An 11950-nucleotide genomic window follows, 5' to 3' on the forward strand; every position below is an offset into this window, starting at 1 on the left:
TTAGCACGCGGGCTATACAGGATATACAGAACACACAAGGAGTAATCATGGAAATAGATAAGAACAGCATCTACCAGGAATTTGCGGCGGAGGCGTCGGCGATGCAGGCGCGTTCGGTGGCGCTGCGGCGTGATCTTCACCGGCATCCGGAGACGGGCTGGCTCGAGATGCGGACGACGGCGATCATCGTGCGGCGGCTCCGCGCGCTCGGCTATCAGGTGTTGACGGGGCGCGAGGTCTGCCTCGCATCCGCGCGGCTCGGGCTCCCGGACGCAGACATCATGGCGGCGCACGCAGAGGCGGTGCTGCAGCAGGGCGTGACGGAAGAGGAGCTGACGCCGGATCTCCGCGAGGGCTTCACTGGCGCGATCGCCATCCTCGACTGCGGCCCAGGCCCGGTGGTGGCGCTTCGCTTTGACATCGACGCGCTCGGCATGGTCGAGTGCCCGGAGTCGACGCATCGCCCGACCCGCGAGGGCTTCGCCAGTGTCAATGCAGGTATGATGCACGCCTGTGGCCATGACGCGCATGCGACGATCGGCCTCGGCGTGGCGGAGCTTCTCATGAAGCATAGCGACGCACTTCATGGCACGATCAAGCTGATTTTTCAGCCGGGCGAGGAGGGCGGCCGCGGCGCTGCGGCTATCGTGGCCCACGGACACCTCGACGACGTCGACTACCTGATCGGAAATCACATCGCGCCGACCGGCGCGCTTGACGACGGCGACGTCACGCCGGGCACCTACGGCTCTCTCGCAAACACGAAGTACGACGTCTATTATACCGGCACGGCAGCCCACGCAGGCGGCTTCCCGGAGCGCGGACAGAATGCGCTCCTCGCGGCAGCCCAGGCGAGCCTCGGACTCTACGCGATCCCGCGCCACTCCGCCGGCATTACCCGCGTGAACGTCGGGACGTTCCACGCAGGCACGGGGCGCAACGTCATCCCGGACCGTGCGAAGATGGAGATCGAGGTGCGCGGCGAGACGACCGAGATCAATGAATACATGATGCAGCAGGCGGAGCAGATCTGTCAGGGTGCCGCCACGATGCATGGCTGCCGCTGCGAGATGAAGATCGAAGGCCGCGGCGAGTCACAGCACAGTGACGAAGCGCTCTGGCAGCGCATCGCGACGCTCGTGCGGACGGAACTCCCGCAGTACCGCGTGAGCTCCACCCCGAACGCGCAGAACTGGGGCTCCGAAGACATCTCCCTGATGATGAACCGCGTCCAGAGCCACGGCGGCCAGGCGACCTACATGCGCACCATGACCGACATGGCGAGCGAGCAGCACACCGTCCGCTTCGATTTCGACGAGCAGGTGCTCGCGCGCGGCATCACCCTGTTCAGCGCGATCGTCTACGACCTCGCCGGTCGTGCGTGACGCCGAGGCATCTGCCTGCGGCCAATGCCTCGGCCGCTCATCCGATGGCGGGCCGAATCGAGTTCGACCGGCGGAAGTGCGATGAAAGATTTCCGGAATTCCGGGCATCCGTCACTGGTGAAAGAGATGAATGCGAAAAAAGAAAGGCTTCTTACGATATGAAAACACTGATTAAAAATGTGACCATCCTGACGATGGATGACGCCGACCGCGTGCTTCACGACGGCTGGCTCCTCATCGACGGCGAGAAGATCGCCGCGCTCGGTGAAGAAGAACAGAAGCAGACGGAGACCTCGCTCGACGATCGTACGGTAGCTTCAGCACAGACAAACGCCGCTGCCCAGCCGATCGAGAACCTGCAGCAGGCGGAAGCGGTGGCGGACGAGGTGATCGACGGGGCGGGCGGCATCCTGCTGCCGGGCTTCGTAAACACGCACTGCCATGTGTCGATGGTGCCGTTTCGTTCGATGGGCGACGACTGCCCGGACCGACTGCGCCGCTTCCTGTTCCCGCTGGAGCTCGAGGCGATGACACCGGAACTCGTCTACTGGGGCGCGCTCTACGGCATCGCGGAGATGTTCCTCTCAGGCACTACGACCTTCCTCGATATGTACTACTTCGAGGATCGCGTTGCGGAGGCCTGCGAGCAGGCCGGCATCCGCGGCTACCTCGGTGAGACCCTGATCGGACAGAAAACCTGCGACAGCCCGGACGAAGCGTATGGTGGCTTCGCCTATCAGAAGGACTTCTTCGCGGAGTATCACGGGGCGCGGCATCCACGCATCCACCCGATCATCGCGCCGCATGGCACGACGACCCTGTCACCGGAGAAGCTTCGCGAGGCGCATGAGCTTGCGGTGAAGTACGACACGATCTTCACCCTGCATGCCTCCGAGATGGACTACGAAATGGAGCATTTCCGCGCGATGGGCATGACCCCGACCGCCTTCCTCGATTCGATCGGCGCGTTGGACGAGCATACGCTCGCGGCGCACTGCATCCACATGACCGAAGAGGACCTGCAGCTTATGAAGCGCCGCGGCGCCGGCATCGCCCACTGCATCTGCAGCAACACGAAGGCCGGCAAGGGGGTGGCCCCGATGGAGCGGGCACGTCAGCTCGGCGTCGGCTTCGGCCTCGGCACGGACGGCCCGTCCTCCGGTAACACGCTGTCGATGTTTGACCAGATGCGGATGCTCCCGAATGCCCAGAAGACGGCGAACCATGATCGCTCGCTCTTCCCGGCCCGGACCATCGTCCGCGCGGCGACCCGCGGTGGTGCCGAAGTACTGCATGGCACGGACTACGGTTACCTCGCCCCGGGGATGGCCGCCGACCTCACGCTCGTTTCGACCGAGGCTGCCCATATGTTCCCGGTGTACAACCCGTTCTCAGCATTGGCCTACGCCGCGAACGCGGCCGACGTCGACACGGTGTTCGCAAACGGCCGGATGGTCGTTCGCCACGGAGAGCTCACGACGCTCGACCTCGCGGAGATCCGCGCACAGCTCGTGGAAAAAATGAAGCCGTTTATGGCCGCCGCGGAGAAGTACAGCGATATTATTTGATAATGTACAAAAATAGGTTTGAATCCGCGCGCTACCTATGTTATAAATAACGTTGTTTTAAAGTACTCCGTTTACTTATTTACAAATCTTTTGCTTCGAGTTTACGAACATCGCCTGATCGAGGGCTGGCGCGGCTGATCGAAGAGGGCTGATGCATCACCGAAGCGAAAGAGGAAACCCGCGGCCTTTGCGAGGAGGTCGTCGACTGGAGGGTAATCGTGCAACTTTTCAAGAAGAATATCTGGTTTTTCATGATCCTGCCGGGCGTGCTGTTCCTGGTGGTGTTCATGCTCATCCCGCTGTGTTCACTGCTGCTCACTACAGTATTTCCAGACCAGGGGGATTTCTCTATGTCCGCCTACGCGACGGTACTTCAGAGCACCTACTTCCAGCAGGTGTTCCTCCGCAGCCTGAAGCTGAGTATCCTGAGCACCATCCTGTGTGCGCTGCTCGGCTATCCGGCGGCTTACTACATCGCGAAATTCGCGAAGAACAAGGGCATGCTGATGGCTTTCGCCGTCTTCCCGATGTTCACGAGCCCGGTCATCCGCTCCTTCAGCTGGATGGTCATCCTCGGAAAGAAGGGCATCGTCAACCGGTTCCTGGTGGCGATCGGACTCTTCGCGAAGCCGCAGGGCCTTCTCTATAACGAATTTTCCATCACCATCGGTTTCATACAGCTCTTCCTCCCGCTCATGATCCTGTCGCTGATCGGCGTGATCGAGAGCATCCCGGAGGACCTGACGCTCGCCGCCGAAAGCCTCGGCTCCACGAAGCTCGGCAGCTTCCTGCGCGTCACCCTGCCGCTGAGCGTATCCGGTCTCGTCACTGGCTCCGTGCTCGTGTTCACCGGCTGCATCACCGCGTACACCACGCCGCAACTCCTCGGTGGCACCGACACCCGTGTGCTCTCGACCATGATCTATCAGTATGCGATGAGTCTCGGTGACTGGGTCAATGCTTCCGTCGTTGCGGTCGTCATGATCGTCGTCACGATGATCGTCTCCACGATCGTGAATGGTGTGAGCCGCAAGGTGAACCCGCTCGCCTGATGAAGAAAAAACTTCGGCACCGGCGAAGTCCGGGCGTCCGAGCCATCTGATGAAGGTCGCCTGCATTGGCATAAGAAAAGGTCGATGCAGCCACTCGTTTCCTGAAGGAGGAAATACCGTGTCATTACTTGAGTTAAGAAATATCACCGCAGGATATGGAAAGAACATCATTCTGAAGGACCTTAACCTGAAAGTCGAGAAGGGCGAGCTGGTCAGCCTCCTCGGCTCCAGCGGCTGTGGTAAAACCACGACGCTCCGCCTGATCGGCGGCTTCTCTGAGCCGATGCAGGGCGACATCCTTTTCAACGGAAAGGACTACACCCATGTGCCGCTGCATAAGCGGAACTTCGGTTTCGTGTTCCAGAGCTATGCGCTGTTCCCGCACATGAACATCTTCGAGAACGTCGCGTTCGGTCTGCGTCGCCGCAATCTGCCGGAGGCAGAGATCCAGGAGCGCGTGATGAAGATGCTCCACACGGTCGACCTCGACGGCTTCGAGAAGCGCCTGCCGAAGGAGATGTCTGGCGGACAGCGTCAGCGTGTAGCCCTCGCCCGTGCGATGGTTATCGAGCCGGATCTCATGCTCTTCGACGAGCCGCTCAGTAACCTCGACGCGAAGCTCCGTGTGCAGATGCGTGTTGAGATCCGTAAGCTGCAGCAGGAGCTCGGCTTCACCGCGATCTACGTCACCCATGACCAGGAGGAGTGCTTCGCGATCAGTGATAAGGTCGCGATCATGAACCACGGCGTGATCGAGCAGCTGGATCGCCCGGAGGAGATCTACACTCACCCGAAGACCGAGTTCATCGCGCACTTCGTCGGATTCGAGAACTTCATCGATCTCAAGCACAGTGAGGGCACGCGCTGGACAGCGGCCGACGGCAGCGTTCTCGAGATCGCACATCCGAAGGAGGGCCGTGACACGACCCGCGCCTGCATCCGTCCGGATGACATCCTCGTTGCGGCCGCGGGAGAGGATGTCGCCAATGCTGTCTCCGGTAAGGTTGGTGTGCGTACCTATCTCGGCAAGCGCATGCAGTATAACGTGGAGACCGCCCTCGGCGAGCTCATCGTCAACACCTCGAACGACCGTCTCTTCGACGTGGGAGAGAACATCACGCTTTCCCTCGACACGCATAAGATCGTTATGGTATAAATTCGTCGTTCGGCGCTACGTATAAGGCGCTTGATATATCATCATCTAGTGGAGGAAATTATGAGAAAGACATTATCCCTTGTGCTTGCAGCTGCTATGCTGAGCACCACCATCGCTGCGTGCGGTTCATCGAACAACACCGCTACAACCACCGCTGCCGCTGCTGAGACTACAGCCGCTGCTGAGACTTCAGCTGCTGAGACCACCGCTGCTGCGGGAGAGACTGCAGACGCGTCTGCTGCCCAGGACTTCGCCGGCCAGACCCTGACCATCTCGACCTTCTCGTTCAACGCAGAGCTTCTTCAGAAGAACATTTATGATCCGTTCATGGAGCAGACCGGCGCGAAGCTCGTCGTAGAGACCGGTAAGAACGCAGAGCGTGTAACGAAGATCGAGGAGTCTCCGGAGAACTACGATGTGGTCGTCATCAGCGATTCCTTCGCAGCACAGCTTGGAAATGACGGTATCCTCGGGAACATCGATCGTTCGAAGATCGCGAACCTCGATTCCATCTATGATGCCGCGAAGGCACCGATGGGCGAGGAGTACGGCCCGGCGTACACCTTCAACCGTCTCGGTATCGTCTATGATCCGTCAATGATCGACGTAGAGATCAAGAGCTTCGCAGACCTCTGGAATCCGGAGCTGAAGGACTGCATCGCTGTTCCGGATATCACCACCACCTCCGGTGTGCTGTTCTACTATGCAACCGCAGCTGCCTTCGGTCTGACCCCGGGTCAGGACGATGACGCCATCTTCGCAAAGCTCGAGGAGCTGAAGCCAAATGTCGTAAAGACCTGGACTTCTGCCAACGACACCATCACCATGCTGAACCAGGGTGAGGCTTCCGTTGCGGCCCTCCTCGACTACAGCTACACCACTGCGAAGCAGGCAAACCCGGACTATGTATGGGTAAGTCCGAGCGAGGGTAACTTCGCCTGCTTCAACATGCTGAACATCACGAAGGACTGCAAGAACAAGGAGCTCGCGGAGGCGTTCATCAACTTCTACCTTTCCAAGGACGTACAGCTGGCCGATGCACTCGACGGTGTCGACGCTCCGGTAAATACCGAGGTTGAGCTCACCGAGGAGCAGGCTGCAAACTTCACCTATGGCCAGGAGATGGTCGACAGCCTGGTTCTTCCGGACTGGTCCCTCATCACGGAGAAGAAGGCGGACTGGATCAACCGCTGGAACGAGCTGTTCTCAGTTCAGTAATAATAAATTGGAGATGAAGAAATGAAAAAGAACAAAGCCCTGCTGCTGATCACCATCCTGGTATACGTCTTTCTGATCGGACCGCTCCTGATTATCATGGCGGCCTCCTTCAGTGACACGAATTATCTGACGTTCCCGGGCCATGGATTCACACTGAAGTGGTATGCACAGGTGCTGACGATGAAATCCTTCATCTCCGCAGCACAGACCTCGGTGATCGTCGCGATCGTGTCGACCCTGCTCGCCCTGGTACTCGGACTGCCGGCGGCCTATGCGCTGAACCGCTATTCGTTCCGCGGCAAGGAAGCCATCAAGACCGTCTTCCTGTCACCGGTGCTGGTTCCGGTCGTCGTACTCGGTTTCGTCATGCTCCGTTATGTTGTCAATGTGCTGAAGCTTCCAGTGATGCCGAGTCTTCTGATCGGCCACACCCTGCTCGGTATTCCATACGTCATGCGTGTGGTGACCGCGAGCCTCGCGAACTTCGACTTCGCGATCGAGGAAGCAGCCGGCAGTCTGGGTGCGACGAAGGTGTATTCCTTCTTCCATATCATCCTGCCAAACATCAAATCCGCCATCGCGTCGGCCTCGATCATGGCGATGATCAACTCCTTTAACAATGTATCGCTGTCGGCCTTCCTGACCGGCCCGGGCGTCAATGTACTCCCGATCGAGATGATGAGCTACGTAGAGTATCACTTCGACCCGACCATCGCCGCCCTCGCGACCCTCATGATGGTCATCACCCTCGGCATCATGCTCCTGATCGAGAAGACCCTCGGACTGAAGTCGGTGGTGTAAGCATCGAAAACTGAACAAGAATCGGAAATGGGTGGTGATCACATGATCATCACCCATTTGCTTTCGGCGGGATAGTAGACCAAGCGGAAGCTCTGCTCCAGGCCGCCGAGGACGGCGGTGCAGCTGAAATCCCGGCTGGGGATACCTGCGTAGTGCTTCTCCTCGGAGGACTTCACATGGATGTTCTGGATGTAATGGATCTCGCCGTCGTCTCCTTCGAACTTGAAGGAAAGCGGGATGATCGTACCGGAGCTGGTGAACCAGCTCTTGACGGCGATGGGGTATGGTCGGCCCTTACGGGTGCCGCTGTCGATGTGCGGGAGCACATCACTGATGGCAGTGAAACCGGTCATAATATTGTTTCCTTATTGTAGTCCACCGTTCGCCGCTCGCGGGAGATACCGCCGTTCATGTGGTCGATGGCGTACGGATCCGCGCAGCCGGGGGCGGAAACGAAGCGGGCGCGCTTGATCGCGTCGTTTCCATAGCGGGTACGGATTTCATCGACGGCGCACTCGGCCTGGCGCAGCTTCCCATAGTCGTAGCGGTCGAAGAGGTCCACCTGTCGGCCGACAGCGTGGCTCACCTTACTGGTGTGGATGCCCAGGTGGCGGATCGGGTAACCGGTCCACAGCTCATCGAAGCAGCGACATGCGGCATCGTAGATTTCCAGCGTCAGGTCCGTCGGTGAGCGGAGCTGCTTCTGATGCCCGTAGAAGCGAAGCTCGCTGTCGCGAATGCTGATATCCACACAGCTGACACGAACCTCATCGGCACGGATGCGCTGGGAAACCGTCTCTGCGAGGGAGAGAAGATGCCAGTAGGCCTCCTGTCGGTCCGTCACGTCATGGATGGTCGTGCAGGAGTTTCCATAGCCCTTCGGCGGGGCCTCCATGAGCTGTGGGATGACCGGACTGTCGTCGATGCCGCAGGCGAACTGCCGTACCAGAAGTCCATGCGACTTCATGCGGTGATAGAGTATGTCCGGGTCGAACTGCGCGAGCGCACCGATGGTATGGATGCCCAGGCGATGCAGCTTCGGGGCCGTCGCGTAGCCGACATAGAAGAGCTCCTCCACGGGGAGCGGCCACATCTTATGCTCGATTTCAGACGGCCAGAGGGTATGCACCTGATCCGGCTTCTGGAAGTCGGAGGCCATCTTCGCAAGCAGTTTGTTACTCGAGATGCCGATGTTCACCGTGAAGCCGAGCTCCTCTCGGATCCGCTCCTTCAGCTGCCAGGCCAGCAGTACCGCTCGATGCTCGACCTCGCTCTGCCAGGTGGCATCGATCTCCGCCGGCAGAAGAATCGCATCGAAGGTACGGATGCGGTCTTCGAGCGTGTTTGTGGAGCCTGTCGCCCGCTGCCTGTCGGATGGAGTGGATGAAGGGACGAGTACGGTATGGTCGGTAGAGGCATCGACCGGGGACGGCCCTGGTGCAGTATGGCGGAGCAGCAGTGCGCGGTCCTGAAGCCAGGGCGTGCCCGTCATGTCGAGGAAGGCCTCGTCGATGCTGTACTTCTCGATGATGTCTGTGTACTCCTCGAGAATCTCGATCATCGCCCGGCTCGCGTGGCTGTAGAGCGTGTAGTTCGGCGGGACGATGACGAGCTCCGGGCACTTCCGCCGCGCGTCCACGATGGGCTCGCCGGTCTTAATATGATATTTCTTCGCCGGAATCGACTTCGTGAGGATGATCCCGTGGCGCTTACTCTGGTCGCCGCCCACCGCACTCGGAATCGTGCGGAGATCGAGCGTGCCACCGAGATGGTGGATCCGATAGCACGCCTCCCAGCTGAGAAACGCAGAATTCACATCGATATGAAAGATAATCCGTTCCATAATCCTACCTCTTACCGCGAAACACTTGACAAACATCTGTTCTATTTATTATGATAGCCGTGAACGGAACGGATGTCAATCATAAAAGCGAGCAGATGTTCTAATTAATTTTTATAACAGCGCCCGGCGCAGGGCGGGAAAATAGAGGGAGCTAGATGGAGCAGGAGAATCGGAGAGAGCACGGGCGGACGGGATATCAGGGCCCGCGTGCAGAGCGACAGCAGCATAAAGAAGAGATAGAGATGCATTCGGCCCATGCAAGTGACCGGGACCCGGGACCTTCCCGTCAGGCGGATGACACCAGCAGTGAACGTGGAAAAAGCCGTCGGAAGCCCGAAAACCAGCAGGTGGTGAGGACTGAACAGCGGAGAGAATCTTCGATAGAAGTGCAGCAGGCACCGGCAGCCGGGGCGATGCGAGGAACGAAGCGCTGGGTCGGGCTGTGGAGTGTCCTTCTGCTCGGCATCATCGTGGCGCTGGGCGTGATGATGCTCCGTCCGGAGAGTGAAAAGCGTGTGCCATCAGATGGCTGTAATATAGGAGAAAATCGGACGGCTTCCAGTGAAACCACGGGTATGAATGAAGAAGCCGGTGCAGATGAGGCCGACTCGACAGGAAAGGAAATGGATGGGTTCGTTTCCGAATCCGATGAAAGTGAGAGCGGAGCGGACGACACCACGATTATGATCGAAAATCCGATGGAGGCAGATGCGGCCGGGAGCGCTGGGGCTTCGGGGGATGCCGAAACAGAGGGGACGGAAGCTGTGAAGGGAGCGACGCGCCTTCTGTTTGCGGGCGATGTGTATCTCAGTGACCACGTGCTGGAAGCGTATGACGCAGCCGGCGGCATCGACGGTGTCCTGTCGCAGGGCTACCAGGCGGAGATTCAGGCGGCGGATTTTTTTATGACGAATGAAGAATTTCCGTTTAGTACGCGTGGGACGCCGGCACCAGACAAGCAGTTCACCTTTCGTGTACATCCGGAGAAGGTGAAGCTGATGCAGGAGATGGGGATCGACCTCGTCACGCTCGCAAACAATCATGCACTTGACTATGGGCGTGACGCGATGCTCGATACGATCGACACGCTGGACCATGCAGGGATTCGTCACGTGGGTGCCGGAAAGAACCTTGTGGAGGCACGGAAGCCGGACGTCGTCGAGCTGAGCGGGCGGACGTTTGCATTTATCGGTGCGACGCGTGTGTATCCGGAGGCGGACTGGGCGGCGGGCGCGGATTCTGCCGGCATGTTTTCAGCCTATGATGGCGGTGCACAGCTCGCGGAGGAAGTGAAGGCGGCGAAGCAGCAGGCGGACTATGTCATCGCCTATGTGCACTGGGGCATCGAGCGGGAGGAGACGCCGAACGAGGTGCAGAAGAGCATCGCGCACCGACTTGTGGATACGGGTGCAGATCTGGTGGTTGGCGCACATCCGCATGTCCTGCAGGGCATCGAATACTACCAGGGCGTGCCGATCGCGTACTCGCTCGGAAATTTCGTATTCGGCAGCTCGATTCCGAGCACCGCACTGCTGCAGGCAGATGTCGATGACGAGGGCATCCGGCTTCGCTTGATACCAGGTACTTCTGCCGCCGGCTATACGCGGAAGCTGGACGATACGGAGAAGATCGCCGCCTTTTATGAAAAGATGAGCGGTCTCAGCAGCGGCGTAAAGATCGACGCGGATGGATATGTCAGTGCGTCGTGAGATGAATGAATAAATATTATCTATATCTGCCATGCCAAATATGTTATGATGAACGGAGTCTGGTGAACATACAGCCGATTCCGAAGCGCGGGATGATGTGCTGAACCGGATATGGACAGATGGTGTAGAGCAGGGAGGACTGGATATGCTGATGAAACGAACACCGATGCGGGATTATATGCTGATTGCGCTGGGCGCGCTGCTGATGGCGATTGGCAGTAAAAATATCTATGATCCGAATCAGCTGGTCGTCGGTGGTGTGACGGGTCTCGGCATCATCCTGCGGAGCTGGATCGGGATGCCGCTGTGGCTCAGTAATACTCTGCTCAACATCCCGCTGTTTCTTGCGGCGTGGAAGTTTCTCGGCGTGAAGTTTATCGGCAGGACCCTGTATGGTGCGGCGATGCTGTCCTTTTTCCTCTGGCTACTGCCTGGTGTCAGTCTGATTCCAGATGGTGAGCTGCTGCTGGCAGCTGTATTCGGCGGTATCCTTTCGGGGCTCGGCTTCGGTCTGATCCTTATCGGACAGGCGACGACCGGCGGTACAGATATCCTGGCAGCGCTCCTGCATATTCCGTTTCCGCAGTACAGCATCCCGCAGATTCTCCAGGTCATCGACTGGTTGATCGTCGCTATCGGTGTCGGTGCGTTCGGCGGTATCCATGCGCTGTATGCGATCATCTCTGTTTATGTCGTGACGAAGGTGTCGAACGGCCTGATGGAAGGCATGCATTACGCGAAGGCGGTCTGGATCATCACGTCGGAGCCGACGCAGATTTCGGATGCCATCCTGCAGAAGCTGGACCGTGGTGTCACTGGTGTGCATGCGATCGGTATGTACTCCGGTAAGGAAACGACGATGCTTTACAGCATCATGTCGAACCGCGAGATCACGTACCTGAAGGATCTCGTACATGAAATCGATCCGAACGCCTTCGTGATCCTCTCGGATGTCCGCGAGGTCATGGGAGAGGGCTTCTCCCGCGAGAAGCCGATACCGAAATCCGGGTCCCCTGCTATCTGAACGCTTACCACTGGGTGTTACCGTTCAGACAGGGCTGCTGTCTGCCGAGCCACGAGTGAACAGTAACCGCAGGGGCGCCGGTGTGGTCAGTTGTAAAAGCTAATTCCAGTTTGTAAGACTAAATTCCACCTTGTAGGAGTAAATTCCACGGGGTGGAGTTTTTTTGTGCCGAAAAAGAGCGGAAACGATGGAAA

General features: G+C 58.6%; 10 protein-coding genes. 8 read left to right on the top strand and 2 right to left on the bottom strand.

Going from position 1 to position 11950, the window contains the following annotated elements:
* Positions 1–47: 47 nt before the first annotated feature.
* The 6 genes from ACTQ52_RS10865 (at position 48) to ACTQ52_RS10890 (ending at position 7180) form a co-directional block, all read left to right on the top strand.
* Positions 48–1385, top strand: coding sequence for an amidohydrolase (locus ACTQ52_RS10865; RefSeq protein ID WP_441982632.1), 1338 nt, complete (start codon positions 48–50; stop codon positions 1383–1385).
* 158 nt (positions 1386–1543) lie between these two features.
* Positions 1544–2953 carry an amidohydrolase gene (locus ACTQ52_RS10870; protein WP_410043243.1) on the top strand — a complete coding sequence of 470 codons (1410 nt, stop codon included), beginning with the start codon at positions 1544–1546 and terminating at the stop codon, positions 2951–2953.
* A gap of 218 nt (positions 2954–3171) precedes the next feature.
* Positions 3172–4005, top strand: coding sequence for an ABC transporter permease (locus ACTQ52_RS10875; RefSeq protein ID WP_410043244.1), 834 nt, complete (start codon positions 3172–3174; stop codon positions 4003–4005).
* Between the two features lie 118 nt (positions 4006–4123).
* Entirely contained in the window at positions 4124–5161 is a 1038-nt protein-coding gene (locus ACTQ52_RS10880; protein ID WP_441982633.1) for an ABC transporter ATP-binding protein, read from the top strand.
* Between the two features lie 60 nt (positions 5162–5221).
* Positions 5222–6379: an ABC transporter substrate-binding protein gene (locus ACTQ52_RS10885; protein WP_441982634.1), complete on the top strand. Its 1158-nt coding sequence runs from the start codon at positions 5222–5224 to the stop codon at positions 6377–6379.
* 21 nt (positions 6380–6400) lie between these two features.
* Positions 6401–7180, top strand: a complete 780-nt coding sequence (locus ACTQ52_RS10890) for an ABC transporter permease (RefSeq protein WP_410043247.1) — start codon at positions 6401–6403, stop codon at positions 7178–7180.
* A 38-nt stretch (positions 7181–7218) separates the two neighbouring features.
* On the opposite strand, the gene ACTQ52_RS10895 is transcribed toward ACTQ52_RS10890, so the two are convergent.
* Positions 7219–7533, bottom strand: coding sequence for a hypothetical protein (locus ACTQ52_RS10895; RefSeq protein ID WP_410043248.1), 315 nt, complete (start codon positions 7531–7533; stop codon positions 7219–7221).
* Positions 7530–9023, bottom strand: coding sequence for a DNA polymerase Y family protein (locus tag ACTQ52_RS10900; RefSeq protein ID WP_441982635.1), 1494 nt, complete (start codon positions 9021–9023; stop codon positions 7530–7532). Before ACTQ52_RS10900 ends, ACTQ52_RS10895 begins: the two co-directional genes overlap by 4 nt.
* Before the next feature lie 155 nt (positions 9024–9178).
* Here ACTQ52_RS10900 and ACTQ52_RS10905 point away from each other — a divergent pair, with 155 nt between their 5' ends.
* Complete coding sequence (locus ACTQ52_RS10905) at positions 9179–10732, top strand: CapA family protein (RefSeq protein WP_441982636.1); 1554 nt, start codon at positions 9179–9181, stop codon at positions 10730–10732.
* Positions 10733–10877: 145 nt separating this feature from the next.
* Complete coding sequence (locus ACTQ52_RS10910) at positions 10878–11756, top strand: YitT family protein (protein ID WP_441982637.1); 879 nt, start codon at positions 10878–10880, stop codon at positions 11754–11756.
* Positions 11757–11950: the final 194 nt, after the last annotated feature.

The organism is Oribacterium sp. Sow4_G1_1 (assembly GCF_052116105.1).
Classification (GTDB): domain Bacteria; phylum Bacillota; class Clostridia; order Lachnospirales; family Lachnospiraceae; genus Oribacterium.

Coding starts and splice junctions, on each gene's coding strand:
- ACTQ52_RS10865 (WP_441982632.1), top strand. CDS start 48: ATGGAAATAGATAAGAACAGCATCTACCAGGAATTTGCGGCGGAGGCG.
- ACTQ52_RS10870 (WP_410043243.1), top strand. CDS start 1,544: ATGAAAACACTGATTAAAAATGTGACCATCCTGACGATGGATGACGCC.
- ACTQ52_RS10885 (WP_441982634.1), top strand. CDS start 5,222: ATGAGAAAGACATTATCCCTTGTGCTTGCAGCTGCTATGCTGAGCACC.
- ACTQ52_RS10890 (WP_410043247.1), top strand. CDS start 6,401: ATGAAAAAGAACAAAGCCCTGCTGCTGATCACCATCCTGGTATACGTC.
- ACTQ52_RS10895 (WP_410043248.1), bottom strand. CDS start 7,533: ATGACCGGTTTCACTGCCATCAGTGATGTGCTCCCGCACATCGACAGC.
- ACTQ52_RS10900 (WP_441982635.1), bottom strand. CDS start 9,023: ATGGAACGGATTATCTTTCATATCGATGTGAATTCTGCGTTTCTCAGC.
- ACTQ52_RS10905 (WP_441982636.1), top strand. CDS start 9,179: ATGGAGCAGGAGAATCGGAGAGAGCACGGGCGGACGGGATATCAGGGC.
- ACTQ52_RS10910 (WP_441982637.1), top strand. CDS start 10,878: ATGCTGATGAAACGAACACCGATGCGGGATTATATGCTGATTGCGCTG.